The organism is Pseudomonas sputi (assembly GCF_021603585.1).
Classification (GTDB): Bacteria; Pseudomonadota; Gammaproteobacteria; order Pseudomonadales; family Pseudomonadaceae; genus Aquipseudomonas; species Aquipseudomonas sputi.
Genome location: NZ_BQHI01000016.1, coordinates 1 through 16495 on the forward strand (window position 1 = coordinate 1; position 16495 = coordinate 16495).

Genomic DNA, 16495 nt, shown 5'->3' on the forward strand with positions numbered 1-16495 from the left:
TGACGCCGGTCGACGGGCTGATTGCCGCCGGCCAGAGCGCCAAGGCCGAGGTGTTGTCGCTCAAACAGGCGGATCAGACCTTTCAGTTGCTGCTCAAGGTCACGCTGGACAGCGGCCGCCAGACCACCGTGCAGGCAACCAGCAATCTGCCGCTGCCCCAGGGCACCAGCCTGGCGATCACCCAGCCGTCGGCGGGCAATCTGGCGATCACCGTGCAACAGGCCATCGCCAGCAGCGTCGCCACCCTCACCCGCATCGACACCGCGCAACTGCCGGTCGGCACGCTGCTGCAAGGCAAGGTGCTGACCGCTCAGGCCTTGCCACAGGTGCCGGGGCAACCGACGGTGTACCGCTCGATGGTCAGCCTGCTCAACACCGCGTTGAGCGGCAGCACCCTGAGCATCGACAGTCCGCAACCGTTGCGTATCGGCACCCTGCTGTCGGCGCTGGTGCAGGACTCGCAGACCTTGAAGTTCCTGCCGCTGAGCAATCGCCAGGAACAACTGGCGGTCAGCCAGCAACTGGTCAGTCAGCAAAGCCGCCAGGGCTCGCTCGACGGCTTGCTGAAAATGCTCCAGAGCCTGCCCCCCGCCACCGACCAGACCTCCCGGGACTTGCGCGCCGCCGTGGACAAACTGCTCGCCAACCTGCCGGACGCGCAGCAACTGAGCACTCCAAAGGGTCTGGCTCAGGCGCTGGCCAACAGCGGCGTGTTCCTGGAGACCAAACTGCTGACCGGGCAGAACCCGACGCTGGTCCCGGACATGAAAGCCGACCTGCTCAAACTGATCGCCCAGCTCACCCCCGGCCTGCCCGGCAACACCAACCTGAATGCAATCATCGCCGCCAACACACTGGCTCAGGCATTGCCAAGCTTCGTGCGCAACGCCCTCGGCATGCTCGGTCAGGTCAGCGCGAAACCGGTGCCGAGCAGTTTCCCGCTGCCCGACCGACTGCTGCAAAGCCTGGAAGGTGAAGGCGATCTGGAACATCTACTGCGCCTCGCTGCGGCTGCCGTGTCGCGCCTGCAAAGCCATCAGCTGTCGAGCCTGGAACAGACCGGCGTCACCGACGACGGCCGTCTGCTCAGCACCTGGCAACTGGAAATCCCGATGCGCAACCTGCAGGACATCGTGCCGTTGCAGGTCAAATTCCAGCGCGAAGAAGCCCCGGAGAAACAGGAAGCGAACGAACAGCGTCGCGATGAGCGGGAACCGAAACAACAACTGTGGCGCGTCGAGCTGGCGTTCGACATGGAACCGCTTGGGCCGATGCAGATTCAGGCACAGTTGATCAGCGGCAGCCTGTCCAGCCAGTTGTGGGCCGAGCGGCCGTACACTGCGAGCCTGATCGAAAGCAACCTGACCGCACTGCGCCAGCGCCTGCTGGATTCCGGGCTGAACGTCGGCGACCTCGACTGCCACCTCGGCACTCCGCCACAAGGCATCCAAACCCGCCTCGAACACCGCTGGGTCGACGAAACCGCATGAATGACACCACCGCTCCACGCCAGGCCATCGCCCTCAAATACGACGGCAGCCACGCCCCGACCCTCACCGCCAAGGGCGACGAAGAACTGGCCGAAGAAATCCTGCGGATCGCCCGCGACTATGAAGTGCCGATCTACGAAAACGCCGAACTGGTGAAGTTGCTGGCACGGATGGAACTGGGTGACAGCATCCCGGAGGAGCTGTACCGCACGATCGCCGAGATCATCGCGTTTGCCTGGAACCTCAAGGGCAAGTTCCCGGCAGGACACGTCCCGGATGCACCGATGGTCGAGAAAGACATCACCGAGCGTGGCGACGATTACTGAAGGCAAAAAAAAACGCAGTCATCGATGACTGCGTTCTTTCGCTGATTGTTCCCACGCTCTGCGTGGGAACACCCGCCCGTGACGCTCTGCGTCACCGTACACACGCGGAACGCGGAGCGTCCCAAGAGGCATTCCCACGCAGAGCGCGGGAATGATCACGGTGTGACAACTAGTTCTTGTGCAGCTTGCGCATCAACTCTGCCTCAGCCTGGGTCAACCCGCAGGACTGGGTCAGCTCATCGACACTCGCGCCCATCCCCACCAGTTTCGCCGCCTGGGCGAAAGACAGGCTCGAGGGGTCACGCTGTTCGAGCTGGGAAAGCTTGTCCGGAATCGGACTGACCACCGCGCGCAGCTCGTGCAGGGCTTCGCCCATGCGCACATTGCCGTTCTGGTAATCGTCGACACGCTTGGCCAGGTCCTTGATGCGCTGATCACGCAGCGCATCGCCCTGGGCCTGTTGCGCAGCGATTACCCGCTGCGCCTTGATGTACGCCAGAAACATTGCCAGCGTGCCTGCCCAGAACAGGAACAGGACAATGACCGCTACCTCGAGAATCAATCAGATGTTCTCCAGTTCCGACCATTCTTCTTCGCTCATCATCTTGTCCAGCTCGACCAGGATCAGCAACTCGTTGTTCTTGTTGCACACGCCCTGGATGAACTTGGCCGACTCTTCGTTACCGACGTTCGGTGCGGTCTCGATTTCCGACTGACGCAGATAAACCACTTCAGCCACGCTGTCGACCATGATACCGACCACTTGCTTGTCGGCTTCGATGATGACGATACGGGTGTTGTCGCTGATCTCACCGCTCATCAGGCCGAAGCGCTGACGGGTGTCGATCACGGTCACCACGTTGCCGCGCAGGTTGATGATGCCCAGCACGTAGCTTGGCGCACCCGGAACCGGAGCGATCTCGGTGTAGCGCAGGACTTCCTGAACGCGCATCACGTTGATGCCGTAGGTTTCGTTGTCCAGCTTGAAGGTCACCCATTGCAGGATCGGATCTTCGGAACCCTTTGCCGCCGTAGCCTTGTCGTTCATACCCTAGCCCCTCGAAAAACCGCGCCTGGCGGTGTGTGTTCTGTGCGCCGGCTTCAAGGGCCAGCGCCTGTCTGTTATGTAAGCGTTATGTCGGTTTGTGGTTCGGCTTACTGCCGGGCATGTGCTTTGCCCCACCGCTGGCGATCAACTCGGCCAGTGCGGAGACATCGAGCAAGGCGCACATGTGTTCAATCACCGTGCCGGCGAGCCATGGCCGCTGACCCCGGTGACTTCTCCATTTGATTTCATTCGGATCCAGGCGCAACGAGCGACTGACCTGATGCACCGCCAGGCCCCACTCGTAACCCTGCACCGAAATCACGTATTGCAGGCCCTGACGGAAATCATCGCGGTAACGGTCTGGCATGACCCAGCGTGCGGTGTCCAGCACCTTCAGGTTGCCAGCCTGGCTCGGCAAGATGCCGAGGAACCATTCCGGCTGACCGAACAGCGGCGTCAGTTCATGGCCGGCCAGCGAATAGATCGAACCCAGGCACACCAGCGGCACCGCCAGCGTCAGGCCGGCCACGTCGAACAACAGGCATTCGAACGCTTCCGAAGCCCAGGCCGGACGGCCGTCGGTGTCCACCGGTGGCGGCGTGTTGCTGGGCGGCAAGTGCACTTCGACCAGCGGCGCCACCAGGGTCGGTTCGGCCGGGGCTGGCGCAGGCGCTACAGGCTCGGGCTCTGGCTCTGGCTCTGCCGGAACCGGAGGCGTTTGCAGAAGTCGGGTTTGCAGCAGCGGCGCCAGCGTCGATACCACGCGCACCGGCTCAGGCTCTTTGATCAACGTCGCAGGTGCCTTGGCTACCACAGCGGCAGGCGCTGCAACCGGGGCCACCGGCCGGGCGGCTTTTTGCGCATCCCGGGCCTGCTCTTCAAGCACCGCGGCCTGGAATTCATCGAGTGCCGCAGCGGTCTCGACCACCTCGACCGGCGCAACGACTGGTTGCTCGACCTCGTCCGTCACTTCCTGCAGCAAGCCGTCCAGATAGGACTGCAGCGCCAGTTGCGGCTTGGACGTCAGCTTGATCGGCCGATTCATGCTCAAGCCACCTGCGGAACGAGTTGCTGCGCCAGCAGATGCTTGAGCAGCGCGCGATAAGCCAGCACGCCCCGGCTCTTGCCGTCGAACTGCGAAGGGGTGACACCGGCGCGACTGGCGTCGCGCAGACGGGTATCGACCGGGATGTAACCCTGCCAGATCTCGTCAGGGAATTTGTCACGCAGCACGCGCAGGGTGCCCATCGACGCCTGGGTGCGGCGGTCGAACAGGGTCGGCACGATGCTGAACGGCAGCGCCTGTTTGCGCGAGCGGTTGATCATCGCCAGGGTGTTGACCATGCGCTCCAGACCTTTGACGGCCAGGTGCTCGGTCTGCACCGGGATCACCAGTTGCTGACTCGCGGCCAGGGCGTTGACCATCAGCACGCCGAGCAACGGCGGGCTGTCGATGATCGCGTAATCGAAGTCCTGCCACAGCTGCGCCAGACTCTTGGCGATCACCAGGCCCAGGCCGCTCTGCCCCGGCGACTGGCGCTCGAGGGTGGCCAGTGCGGTGCTCGATGGCAACAGAGAAATGCGCTCGTCGCTGGTCGACAGCAGCAACTGGCCCGGCAAACCCTGCGGCACGCCGCCCTTGTGCAGAAACAGGTCGTAGTTGCTGTGCTCCAGGCTGTCGGGGTCGTAACCGAAATAGCTGGTCATCGAGCCGTGCGGGTCGAGATCGACCACGACCACGCGCTTGCCCGCCTCCGCCAGCAACCCGGCTAAAGCGATGGAAGAAGTGGTTTTACCAACACCACCCTTTTGATTGGCGACTGCCCAGACTCTCATTCGGATCGTTCCTCCCGGCCGGGATACTCGGCCGAGACATGGTTCAGCGTATTAATGCGGGCGACGGAGAATTGACGGCACTCTCGCGTCCCGGCGTCTTGACCGGGGTCGGTGCAGTTTGTGTGCCAGCACGCTTCAACGCGGCATCCGGTTGCGCGTGAGCGGTTCCGGTGCCCGTCAGGCTGCGGCGCACATCGAGATTGCGCGACACCACCAGCACCACACGACGGTTCTTCGCCCGGCCTTCGGCGGTGGCATTGTTGGCCACCGGCTGGAATTCGCCGTAGCCCACCGACGCCAGGCGCCCGGGGTTCACCCCCTGCATCGCCAGCATGCGCACGATGCTCGCCGAACGCGCCGAGGACAGTTCCCAGTTGGTCGGGTACTGCGCGGTGCGGATCGGCTGATCGTCGGTGAAGCCTTCGACATGGATCGGGTTGTCGAACGGTTTGAGGATCGCCGCGACCTTGTCGATGATGTTGAACGCGATGTCGCTCGGCATCGCATCACCGCTGCCGAACAACAGGCTGGAGTTGAGTTCGATCTCGACCCACAGCTCGTTGCCGCGCACGGTCATCTGGTTCGAGGAGATCAGGTCGCCGAACGCGGCACTGATGTCATCGGCGATGCTTTTCAGCGGATCACTGGCCCCGGCGATACCGGCGTCGACCTGTTCGGCGTCCTTGACCAGCGGCTTGGCCGGGGTCACGGTCTTCGGTCGTTCTTCACCGATCGGGATCGGCTTGAGCGCGCGGTCGGAGTCGGTGAAGACCCCGATCAACGCTTCGGAGATGATCTTGTACTTGCCTTCGTTGATCGATGAGATGGAGTACATCACCACGAAAAAGGCAAAGAGCAAGGTGATGAAGTCGGCGTAGGAAACCAGCCAGCGTTCATGGTTTACGTGCTCTTCATGCTGGCGACGACGTGCCATGAGGTCAGTCCCTTAATCCATGAAGCCCTGAAGCTTCAACTCGATGGAGCGTGGGTTTTCACCTTCAGCGATCGACAAGATCCCTTCCAACAACATTTCGCGATAACGCGACTGTCGCAACGCGATTGACTTGAGCTTGGCAGCCACCGGCAACAGGATCAGGTTGGCACTGGCCACACCGTAGATGGTGGCGACGAACGCGACCGCGATCCCGTTGCCCAGCTGCGACGGATCGGCCAGGTTGCCCATCACGTGGATCAGGCCCATCACCGCACCGATGATGCCGATGGTCGGCGCGTAGCCGCCCATGCTTTCAAAGACTTTGGCGGCTTCGATGTCGCGGGCTTCCTGGGTGTAGAAATCCACTTCGAGGATGCTGCGGATCGCTTCCGGCTCGGCGCCGTCGACCAGCAGTTGCAGGCCCTTGCGCGAGTAGGCGTCGGGCTCGGCATCCGCCACGCCTTCCAGGCCCAGCAGGCCTTCCTTGCGGGCGGTGAGGCTCCAGTTGACCACGCGGTCGATGCCGCCGGCCAAGTCGACACGCGGCGGAAAAAAGATCCAGGCCAGAATCTGCATGGCGCGCTTGAACGCGCTCATCGGCGATTGCAGCAGCGCGGCACCGATGGTGCCACCGAGCACGATCAGCGCCGCCGGGCCGTTGGCCAGCGCGCCGAGGTGACCACCTTCAAGGTAGTTGCCGCCGATGATGGCGACGAACGCCATGATGATCCCGATAAGGCTTAGAACATCCATCAGACGCACGCCTCGACGATGTGCTTGCCGATATCGTCCAGGCTGTACACCGCGTCGGCGAGGTCAGCCTTGACGATGGCCATCGGCATGCCGTAGATCACGCAACTGGCTTCGTCCTGAGCCCAGACCGTGCTGCCGCCCTGCTTGAGCAGGCGTGCGCCTTCGCGGCCATCGGCGCCCATGCCGGTCAGTACGACCGCCAGAACTTTGTCGCTGTAGGATTTGGCTGCAGAACCGAAAGTGATGTCCACGCACGGCTTGTAGTTCAGACGCTCGTCGCCCGGCAGGATTTTCACCGCGCCACGGCCGTCGATCATCATCTGCTTGCCACCCGGTGCCAGCAGCGCCAGGCCCGGACGCAGGATGTCGCCATCCTCGGCTTCCTTGACGCTGATGCGGCACAGCTTGTCCAGACGCTCGGCGAAGGCCTTGGTGAACGCTGCCGGCATGTGCTGGATCAGCACGATCGGCGCCGGGAAGCTGGCCGGCAACTGGGTCAGGACCCGTTGCAGGGCAACCGGGCCGCCGGTCGATGTACCAATCGCCACGAGCTTGTAGTTCTTGCGTTTCGGCGCCGGCGACGACGCGCTGGCTGCTGGCGCACGCGTCGGTGCAGGCGCAGGTGCCGGACGGGCCGCAGCGCTGCTGTGACTGCTGAAGCTCGACGGCGCAGGAGCCGCCGGCGCAGGCGTCGGTGCAGCGGCAGGCGCCGGCGCACTGTAGGCACTGAAACGACGGTTGCTGCGCGAGATGCTGTGAACCTTCTCGCACAGCAGTTGCTTGACCTTCTCCGGATTACGGGAGATGTCTTCGAAATTCTTCGGCAGGAAATCCACCGCGCCGGCATCCAGCGCATCCAGGGTGACCCGGGCGCCTTCGTGTGTCAGCGAGGAGAACATCAACACCGGCGTCGGGCAGCGCTGCATGATGTGCCGCACGGCCGTGATGCCATCCATCATCGGCATCTCGTAGTCCATGGTGATCACGTCCGGCTTGAGGGCCAGGGCCTGATCGATCGCCTCTTTACCGTTGGTTGCCGTGCCGACAACCTGGATGCTCGGATCCGCTGAAAGAATTTCCGAGACGCGGCGGCGGAAAAAACCCGAATCGTCCACCACCAGGACTTTGACTGCCATAAACACTCCATTAGGTGCGGCGGGACGTCGTCGCCCCGCCACCCCGGATTCAAATACGCCGTGCGGCGTAACGCTTGAGCATGCTCGGAACATCGAGAATCAGTGCAATGCGGCCGTCACCGGTGATGGTGGCGCCGGACATGCCCGGAGTTCCCTGGAGCATCTTGCCCAATGGCTTGATGACCACTTCTTCCTGACCGACCAGTTGATCGACGACGAAGCCGATCCGCTGGGTGCCCACCGAAAGGATCACCACATGGCCTTCGCGCTGCTCTTCGTGAGCGGCGGAGCTGACCAGCCAGCGCTTGAGGTAGAACAATGGCAGCGCCTTGTCCCGCACGATCACCACTTCCTGACCGTCCACCACGTTGGTGGTCGACAGGTCGAGGTGGAAAATTTCGTTGACGTTCACCAGCGGGAACGCGAACGCCTGATTGCCGAGCATCACCATCAGGGTCGGCATGATCGCCAGCGTCAGCGGCACCTTGATGACGATCTTCGAACCCTGGCCCTTGGTCGAGTAGATGTTGATCGAACCGTTGAGCTGGGAAATCTTGGTCTTCACCACGTCCATGCCGACACCGCGGCCGGATACGTCGGAGATCTCGGTCTTGGTCGAGAACCCCGGGGCGAAAATCAGGTTGTAGCACTCGGTATCGCTCAGGCGATCGGCGGCATCCTTGTCCATCACACCGCGTTTCACGGCGATGGCACGCAGGACGTTAGGGTCCATGCCTTTGCCGTCGTCGGAGATCGACAGCAGGATGTGGTCGCCTTCCTGCTCGGCCGCCAGGATCACCTTGCCGCCACGGGCCTTGCCCGAGGCTTCGCGTTCTTCCGGCGACTCGATACCGTGGTCGACCGCGTTGCGCACCAAGTGGACCAGCGGGTCGGCCAGGGCCTCGACGAGGTTCTTGTCCAGGTCGGTCTCTTCGCCCACCAGTTCCAGGTTGATCTCTTTCTTGAGCTGACGCGCCAGGTCGCGAACCAGACGCGGGAAGCGGCCGAAGACTTTCTTGATCGGCTGCATCCGGGTCTTCATCACCGCGGTCTGCAAGTCGGCGGTGACCACGTCGAGGTTCGACACGGCCTTCTGCATCGACTCGTCGCCGCTGTTCAGGCCCAGGCGCACCAGACGGTTACGCACCAGCACCAGCTCGCCGACCATGTTCATGATTTCGTCGAGACGCGCGGTGTCCACACGCACGGTGGTCTCGGCTTCGCTCGCCGGTTTTTCCGGTGGCGGCGTCGCCGGTGCACGGGCCGGAGCCGGTGCCGCAGCGGCGGCTGGCTTGGCCGGTTCGGCTTTCGGTTCAGGCGCTTTCGCAGCAGGTTTTGCCGCAGCGGCCGGGGCCTTCGCAGCCGGCGCTGCAACCGCCGAAGCGTTGCCGGCAGTCACGACGGCACCGGTGGCGACGTCAGTGAACTTGCCTTTGCCATGCAGATCATCGAGCAGCGATTCGAACTCGTGGTCGGTGATCAGATCGCTACCGGCCGCAGCGGCGGCCGGAGCAGCCGGCGCAGGCACCGAAGCAATCGCCGACTCCAGCGCATCGACGGCAAAGTTGCCCTTGCCGTGCAACTGATCGAGCAACGCTTCGAATTCGTCGTCGGTGATGTCCGAGCTGTCGCCCGCCGCCGGAGCAGCAGGCGCAGCGGCCGCCGGAGCCACGGCGTCGGCCGCGAACTGGCCTTTGCCATGCAACTGGTCGAGCAGCGACTCGAACTCGGCGTCGGTGATTTCATCGCTGGCCGCTTCGGCGGAAGCAGGCGCAGCGGCAGCCGCCGGGGCTTCGGCTTCGGCCTTGACGGCATTCAGCGAGTCCAGCAACTGTTCAAATTCGTTATCGGTGATGTCGCCCGAATCGCCTTCGACGACCAGCTCTTCGATCATCTCGGCAACCGGCGAAGCCGGGGCTTCATCCGCCGATTGCGGTTCGGCCAGACGCGCCAGGGCGGCCAGCAGTTCCGGGGTGGCGGCGGTGATCGGGCTGCGATCGCGGACTTCGCTGAACATGCTGTTCACCGCGTCCAGCGCTTCGAGCACCACGTCCATCAGTTCTGCATCGACGCGTCGTTCACCCTTGCGCAGGATGTCGAACACGTTTTCGGCGATGTGACAGCACTCCACCAGCTCGTTGAGCTGAAGGAAGCCGGCGCCCCCTTTTACAGTGTGGAAACCGCGAAAAATTGCGTTGAGCAGATCTGCGTCATCCGGGCGGCTTTCCAGCTCGACCAGTTGTTCGGACAGTTGCTCAAGAATCTCGCCGGCCTCAACCAGGAAATCCTGAAGGATCTCTTCATCGGCGCCGAAGCTCATTAATGGGGTGCTCCTACAGGTCTAAAAACCCAAAAAACCTAGAATTCCAAAACTCTAGAATCCAAGGCTGGATAACAAATCGTCCACATCGTCCTGACCGGACACAACGTCTTCTCGTTTATCGGCATGAATCTGCGGACCTTCACCCTGCGAGAGATGTTTTTGTGGATCTTTTTCAGCAAGCATCGCCGCACGGTCATGTTCGATGCCCGCAAAGCGGTCCACCTGGCTGGCCATGAGCACGAGCTTGAGCAGGTTGCTTTCGACTTCGGTGACCAACTGGGTCACGCGCTTGATCACCTGGCCGGTGAGGTCCTGGTAATCCTGGGCGAGCAGAATGTCGTTCAGATTGCTCGACACCGCGCGGTTGTCCGCGCTGCTGCGTGCCAGAAAACCGTCGACCCGGCGCGCCAGTTCACGGAACTCTTCAGCCCCGACCTCACGGCGCATGAAACGGCCCCAATCGGCGCTCAAGGCCTGGGCTTCGTTAGCCAGGCCATTGACCACAGGGGTCGCGCTTTCCACCAGATCCATGGTGCGGTTGGCGGCAGCTTCGGTCAGTTTGACCACGTAGCCCAGGCGCTCGGTAGCGTCGGTAATCTGCGACACTTCCTCGGCCTGCGGCATGTGCGGATCGATCTGGAAATTGACGATCGCACTGTGCAGTTCACGCGTGAGCTTGCCCACTTCCTGGTACAGGCCACGGTCACGGGTCTGATTGAGCTCATGGATCAGTTGCACCGCGTCGCCGAACTTGCCTTTCTCAAGGCTTTCGACCAGTTCGACCGCGTGTTTTTTCAGGGTCGACTCGAAATCGCCCTGTGAAGATTCGTTATGCTCCATAGCTCCCCCGCGCGTCATCAGCCGATGCGTTCGAAAATCTTCTCGATTTTTTCTTTCAGCGCCTGAGCCGTGAAAGGTTTGACCACGTAGCCGTTCACGCCGGCCTGGGCCGCTTCGATGATCTGCTCGCGCTTGGCTTCAGCGGTCACCATCAGCACCGGCAGGTGCTTGAGCTTTTCATCGGCGCGCACGTGGCGCAGCAGGTCGATGCCGGTCATGCCGGGCATGTTCCAGTCCGTTACCAGAAAGTCGATGCTGCCGCTGTTGAGCACCGGAATGGCAGTGGTGCCATCGTCGGCCTCGACCGTGTTGGTGAACCCCAGATCACGCAACAGATTCTTGATGATCCGCCGCATCGTTGAGAAGTCATCAACGATGAGGATTTTCATGTCTTTGTTCAATTCGACCTCCAAGCAGTCTTAAACGCGCCCAGCACCTGGACGCGCCATTTCAATCAATCCGGCAAAACACTCGATGACTGTCTGGAGCACAACAGAGCAAGACCGGTGCCGTTCACCACCGCACCAGCCTCGTTCACAGTGTCCCCACACTGCCTTCAGCGCGCTCGCCACTCCCCCAAACGCCCCCGCAAGCGGGCCGCGCACTGGCTGTGTAACTGGCTGACCCGCGATTCACTGACGCCAAGGACTTCACCGATCTCCTTGAGGTTCAGCTCTTCGTCGTAGTACAGCGCCAACACCAGTCGCTCACGCTCCGGCAAATTGGCAATCGCGTCCGCCAGCGCGGCCTGGAAACGTTCGTCTTCCAGATCGCGCGACGGCTCCAGATGAGCACTGGCGCCATCCTCGTGCAGCCCTTCGTGTTCGCCGTCCTGCAACAGGTCGTCGAAACTGAACAGGCGGCTGCCCAGGGTGTCGTTCAAAATCCCGTAGTAATCGTCGAGACTCAATTGGAGTTCGGCCGCAACTTCGTGATCTTTAGCGTCACGGCCGGTTTTAGCTTCAATTGCACGAATCGCGTCGCTGACCATACGGGTATTGCGGTGAACCGAGCGTGGCGCCCAGTCCCCCTTGCGTACTTCATCGAGCATCGCGCCGCGGATCCGGATGCCCGCGTATGTCTCAAAACTGGCGCCCTTGCTGGCGTCGTATTTGGTCGAGACTTCGAGCAGGCCGATCATCCCGGCCTGGATCAGGTCTTCGACCTGCACACTGGCCGGCAATCGCGCCAGCAAGTGGTAGGCGATGCGTTTGACCAGTGGCGCGTAACGCTCGATCAGCTCGTACTGCGCGTCACGCGCCGACTTCTTGTAGAAATTCATACCGCTGGCGGTCATAGCACAGGTCCTGCCGTTTGCTGCACGAGGCGCTCGACGAAAAATTCGAGGTGGCCACGCGGGTTGGCGGGCAGCGGCCAGGTGTCGACCTTCTGTGCGATCGCCTTGAACGCCAGCGCGCACTTGGAACGCGGGAAGGCTTCATAGACCGCACGCTGCTTCTGCACCGCCTTGCGCACGCTTTCGTCGTAGGGCACCGCGCCGACGTATTGTAGGGCGACGTCGAGGAAGCGATCCGTGACCTTGGTCAACTTGGCGAACAGATTGCGACCTTCCTGTGGGCTCTGGGCCATGTTGGCCAGGACGCGGAAGCGGTTCATGCCGTAATCGCGGTTCAGCAGTTTGATCAGCGCGTAGGCGTCGGTGATCGAGGTCGGCTCGTCGCACACCACCAGCAACACTTCCTGGGCTGCGCGAACAAAACTGACTACCGAGTCACCAATACCCGCAGCGGTGTCGATCACCAGCACATCGAGATTGTCGCCGATGTCACTGAACGCCTGAATCAGGCCGGCATGCTGGGCCGGGCTCAGGTGAACCATGCTCTGGGTGCCGGAAGCGGCCGGCACGATGCGGATCCCGCCGGGGCCCTGCAACAGCACGTCGCGCAGCTCGCAGCGGCCTTCGATCACGTCGGCCAGGGTGCGTTTGGGTGTGAGGCCCAGCAGAACGTCGACGTTCGCCAGCCCCAGGTCGGCGTCCAGCAGCATGACCCGACGGCCAAGCTCTGCCAGGGCCAGGGACAAGTTCACTGACACATTAGTCTTGCCGACGCCACCTTTGCCGCCGGTCACCGCGATCACCTGTACGGGATGCATGCTGCCCATGTTATTTCTTTACCTTGTCTTGCATAGACGGAGGCCACATTACTGGCTGCGCGTTCACAACCGGAACAATGCATGGCAGACCATCGATGTAGGTACAAAAACGGTTCATTACCTCAGCCAACCTGCTTGGTCGGACTGTGGTAGATATCAGCGAACATGTCAGCCATGGCTTCTTCGCTGGGTTCTTCCTGCATTTGCACACTGACGGCGCGGCTGACCAGTTGATGACGGCGCGGCAGATGCAGATCATCCGGAATACGCGGCCCATCGGTCAGGTAGGCGACCGGCAGTTCGTGACTGATTGCCAGACTCAGCACTTCGCCAAGGCTGGCCGTTTCATCCAGTTTAGTCAGGATGCACCCGGCGAGCCCGCAACGCTTGTAACTGTGATAAGCGGCGGTTAGAACCTGTTTCTGGCTGGTGGTTGCCAGCACCAGATAATTTTTCGACCGAATGCCACGACCGGCCAGACTTTCCAGCTGCATGCGCAGGGCCGGATCGCTGGCTTGCAGGCCGGCGGTATCGATCAGCACCACGCGTTTGCGCAGCAGTGGATCCAGCGCCTGCACCAGGGACTGGCCCGGATCGACGTGGGTCACCGAAACATTGAGGATACGGCCCAGCGTCTTGAGCTGCTCCTGGGCGCCGATACGGAAACTGTCCATGCTCACCAGCGCGATGTTCTGCGCGCCGTACTTGAGCACGTAGCGGGCGGCCAGTTTGGCCAGGGTGGTGGTCTTGCCCATGCCGGCCGGGCCGACCATGGCAATCACCCCGCCCTCTTCCAGCGGCTCGACTTCCGGTACGGCGATCATTCGTGCCAGATGCGCCAGCAGCATGCGCCAGGCCTGACGGGGCTCGTCGATCTCGGTGATCATCGACAGCAGATCGCGGGACAGCGGGCCGGACAAACCGATGCGTTGCAGACGACGGTACAGATTGGCCTGGGCCGGACGGCTGCCTTGCAGTTGGTTCCAGGCCAGGGTGCCGAGTTGCACTTCCATCAGCTCGCGCAGGCTGTTGAGCTCGAAACGCATCGAGTCCAGTGCACGCGGGTCGACGCCTGCGGCAGCCGGTGCAGGCGCCGGTACCGGACGGGCCGGCGCCTCATAGGTCGGTTCGGTCAACGGTTCGGCGGCGGTCAGCGGCAGGCCGGCCGTCAACGGCAGCCCGGCGAACAGCTGGCGATTGGTGTTGCCGTCGGCCTCGCCACGCAGACTCAGTTCGGCCTGGGCGGTAACGATGCGCGACTGGGTCTTGCGCAGCTCGTCCTCGAGCTCCATGTTCGGAACACGCGGGGCCAACGCCGACAGTTTGTAATCGAGCGCCGCCGTCAGCTCGACGCCGCCGGCGATGCGGCGGTTGCCAATGATAGCGGCATCAGCGCCCAGCTCATCACGAACCAGCTTCATGGCCTGACGCATATCGGCGGCAAAAAAACGCTTAACTTGCATAAACCACTACCTCAGCCGTTGGGCCCTACTGTCGCAACGATGGTCACTTGCTTGTTGTCCGGAATTTCCTGGTAGGCCAGCACATGCAGTCCGGGAACTGCCAGGCGACCAAAGCGCGAGAGCATCGCGCGAACCGGGCCTGCTACCAACAGGATCACCGGCTGACCTTGCATTTCCTGGCGCTGCGCCGCTTCGATCAGCGAACGCTGCAGCTTCTCGGCCATGCTCGGCTCCAGCAGAACGCCCTCTTCCGAGCCTTGTCCTGCCTTCTGCAGACTATTGAGCAATATTTGTTCCAACCTTGGCTCCAGCGTGATAACTGGCAGCTCCGACTCAGTCCCTACAATGCTTTGGACGATGGCGCGGGATACGCCGACCCGCACAGCGGCCACCAAAGCGGCGGTATCTTGACTCTTGGCGGCATTGTTGGCGATGGCTTCGGCAATGCTGCGGATATCGCGCACCGGCACGTGTTCGGCCAGCAACGCCTGCAGCACCTTGAGCAATTGCGACAGCGTGACCACGCCCGGCACCAGCTCTTCAGCCAGTTTCGGCGAGCTCTTGGCCAGCAATTGCATCAATTGCTGCACTTCTTCGTGACCGATCAGCTCGCTGGAGTGCTTGTACAGAATCTGGTTCAAGTGCGTGGCGACCACGGTGCTGGCATCGACCACGGTGTAACCGAGCGATTGCGCCTGAGCCCGCTGGCTGACCTCGATCCACACCGCCTCCAGGCCGAAAGCCGGATCTTTGGCGGTGATGCCGTTGAGCGTGCCGTAGACCTGACCCGGGTTGATCGCCAGTTCGCGATCCGGATAGATCTCGGCTTCGGCCAGGATCACGCCCATCAGGGTCAGACGATAGGCGCTCGGCGCCAGGTCGAGGTTGTCGCGAATGTGCACAGTCGGCATCAGGAAGCCCAGATCCTGCGAGAGCTTCTTGCGCACGCCCTTGATCCGCGCCAGCAATTGCCCGCCCTGGTTGCGGTCCACCAATGGAATCAGGCGGTAGCCGACTTCCAGGCCGATCATGTCGATCGGGGTCACGTCGTCCCAGCCCAGCTCCTTGGTTTCCATGGCGCGGGCCGGCGACGGCAGCAGTTCCTGCTGGCGCTTGACCTCTTCCAGCGCGATGACCTTGGCCACGTTCTGCTTCTTCCAGAACAGGTAAGCAGCACCGGCAGCCAGCGCAGCCATGCTCAGGAACGAGAAGTGCGGCATGCCCGGCACCAGGCCCATGACTGCCATCAGACCGGCCGCCACCGCCAGCGCTTTGGGCGAGGCGAACATCTGGCGATTGATCTGCTTGCCCATGTCTTCCGAACCGGAAGCACGGGTCACCATGATCGCTGCTGCTGTAGATAACAACAGTGATGGCAATTGCGCCACTAAACCGTCACCGATGGTCAGCAAGGCGTAGACCTTGCCGGCGTCGGCGAAGCTCATGTTGTGCTGGAAGATACCGACAGCAATGCCGCCGATCAGGTTGATGAACAGAATCAGCAAACCGGCGATGGCGTCACCACGGACGAACTTGCTGGCACCGTCCATCGAACCGTAGAACTCTGCCTCCTGGGCAACTTCCTGACGACGGGCCTTGGCCTGGGCCTGGTCGATCAGGCCGGCGTTGAGGTCGGCGTCGATCGCCATTTGCTTGCCGGGCATCGCATCGAGGGTGAAACGCGCGCTCACCTCGGAAATCCTCCCGGCACCCTTGGTCACCACGACGAAGTTGATGATCATCAAAATCGCGAAGACCACGACACCGACCACGTAGTTACCGCCGATCACCACCTCACCGAAGGCCTGGATCACCTTGCCGGCCGCGGCGTGGCCGTCCTGACCGTGGAGCATCACCACCCGCGTCGACGCCACGTTCAGCGCCAGCCGCAACAACGTCGCCACCAGCAGGATCGTCGGGAACACCGCAAAATCCAGCGGCCGCAAGGCGTACACGCAGACCAGCAGCACGACGATCGACAGGGCAATGTTGAAGGTGAAGAACACGTCGAGCAGGAACGGCGGCACCGGCAACATCATCATCGCCAGCATGACCAGCAGCAACAGCGGCACACCCAGATTGCCCCGGCTGAGGTCGGCAACATTCGAGCGAGCAGTGTTGAATAACTGAGAGCGATCCACCGGTTTTCCCCGTTCCTTTAAAGCAAACTTTTGACGCCCAGAGCGGGCGCAGGGCGGCTATTGCAAGAAGCCTTCCAACTTTTGCCAAGG

General features: G+C 62.2%; 16 protein-coding genes. 2 read left to right on the forward strand and 14 right to left on the reverse strand.

The window, feature by feature from the left end; translation table 11 throughout:
• Both fliK and L6D81_RS19960 read left to right on the forward strand, forming a co-directional pair.
• On the forward strand, positions 1 to 1490 hold a 1490-nt coding region (gene fliK, locus L6D81_RS19955; protein WP_236181601.1), incomplete at its 5' end, for a flagellar hook-length control protein FliK.
• A complete protein-coding gene (locus L6D81_RS19960; protein WP_236181602.1) occupies positions 1487 to 1816 on the forward strand; it encodes an EscU/YscU/HrcU family type III secretion system export apparatus switch protein in 330 nt (109 codons plus the stop codon). The genes fliK and L6D81_RS19960, both read left to right, overlap by 4 nt.
• Before the next feature lie 169 nt (positions 1817 to 1985).
• Here L6D81_RS19960 and L6D81_RS19965 read toward each other — a convergent pair whose 3' ends face one another.
• The 14 genes from L6D81_RS19965 to flhA all read right to left on the reverse strand — a co-directional run bounded on the left by L6D81_RS19965 (position 1986) and on the right by flhA (position 16405).
• On the reverse strand, positions 1986 to 2378 hold the full coding sequence (locus L6D81_RS19965; RefSeq protein ID WP_236181603.1) for a DUF2802 domain-containing protein: 393 nt from the start codon (positions 2376 to 2378) through the stop codon (positions 1986 to 1988).
• The gene (locus L6D81_RS19970) at positions 2379 to 2864 is read right to left on the reverse strand and encodes a chemotaxis protein CheW (protein ID WP_007959223.1); all 486 of its coding nucleotides are present in this window, start codon (positions 2862 to 2864) and stop codon (positions 2379 to 2381) included. It lies immediately after the preceding gene.
• An 85-nt stretch (positions 2865 to 2949) separates the two neighbouring features.
• Positions 2950 to 3909 (reverse strand): CheW domain-containing protein, encoded by a 960-nt coding sequence (locus tag L6D81_RS19975; protein WP_236181604.1) that lies wholly within the window; start codon positions 3907 to 3909, stop codon positions 2950 to 2952.
• A gap of 2 nt (positions 3910 to 3911) precedes the next feature.
• Positions 3912 to 4700 carry a ParA family protein gene (locus L6D81_RS19980; RefSeq protein ID WP_011333076.1) on the reverse strand — a complete coding sequence of 263 codons (789 nt, stop codon included), beginning with the start codon at positions 4698 to 4700 and terminating at the stop codon, positions 3912 to 3914.
• A gap of 43 nt (positions 4701 to 4743) precedes the next feature.
• Positions 4744 to 5634 carry a flagellar motor protein MotD gene (gene motD, locus L6D81_RS19985; RefSeq protein ID WP_011333075.1) on the reverse strand — a complete coding sequence of 297 codons (891 nt, stop codon included), beginning with the start codon at positions 5632 to 5634 and terminating at the stop codon, positions 4744 to 4746.
• Between the two features lie 12 nt (positions 5635 to 5646).
• On the reverse strand, positions 5647 to 6387 hold the full coding sequence (locus L6D81_RS19990) for a flagellar motor protein (RefSeq protein ID WP_039769734.1): 741 nt from the start codon (positions 6385 to 6387) through the stop codon (positions 5647 to 5649).
• Positions 6387 to 7523, reverse strand: coding sequence for a protein-glutamate methylesterase/protein-glutamine glutaminase (locus tag L6D81_RS19995; protein WP_236181605.1), 1137 nt, complete (start codon positions 7521 to 7523; stop codon positions 6387 to 6389). Before L6D81_RS19995 ends, L6D81_RS19990 begins: the two co-directional genes overlap by 1 nt.
• A 49-nt stretch (positions 7524 to 7572) precedes the next feature.
• A complete protein-coding gene (locus tag L6D81_RS20000) occupies positions 7573 to 9843 on the reverse strand; it encodes a chemotaxis protein CheA (RefSeq protein WP_236181606.1) in 2271 nt (756 codons plus the stop codon).
• A 54-nt stretch (positions 9844 to 9897) separates the two neighbouring features.
• Complete coding sequence (locus L6D81_RS20005; protein ID WP_236181607.1) at positions 9898 to 10686, reverse strand: protein phosphatase CheZ; 789 nt, start codon at positions 10684 to 10686, stop codon at positions 9898 to 9900.
• Positions 10687 to 10703: 17 nt separating this feature from the next.
• Complete coding sequence (locus L6D81_RS20010) at positions 10704 to 11075, reverse strand: chemotaxis response regulator CheY (RefSeq protein WP_003183998.1); 372 nt, start codon at positions 11073 to 11075, stop codon at positions 10704 to 10706.
• Between the two features lie 167 nt (positions 11076 to 11242).
• Entirely contained in the window at positions 11243 to 11983 is a 741-nt protein-coding gene (gene fliA, locus L6D81_RS20015) for an RNA polymerase sigma factor FliA (protein WP_115077011.1), read from the reverse strand.
• Complete coding sequence (gene fleN, locus L6D81_RS20020) at positions 11980 to 12810, reverse strand: flagellar synthesis regulator FleN (protein WP_003222917.1); 831 nt, start codon at positions 12808 to 12810, stop codon at positions 11980 to 11982. Before fleN ends, fliA begins: the two co-directional genes overlap by 4 nt.
• A 113-nt stretch (positions 12811 to 12923) precedes the next feature.
• Positions 12924 to 14264: a flagellar biosynthesis GTPase FlhF gene (gene flhF, locus L6D81_RS20025; RefSeq protein WP_236181608.1), complete on the reverse strand. Its 1341-nt coding sequence runs from the start codon at positions 14262 to 14264 to the stop codon at positions 12924 to 12926.
• Between the two features lie 11 nt (positions 14265 to 14275).
• Positions 14276 to 16405, reverse strand: a complete 2130-nt coding sequence (gene flhA, locus L6D81_RS20030) for a flagellar biosynthesis protein FlhA (RefSeq protein ID WP_236181609.1) — start codon at positions 16403 to 16405, stop codon at positions 14276 to 14278.
• Positions 16406 to 16495 lie beyond the last annotated feature (90 nt).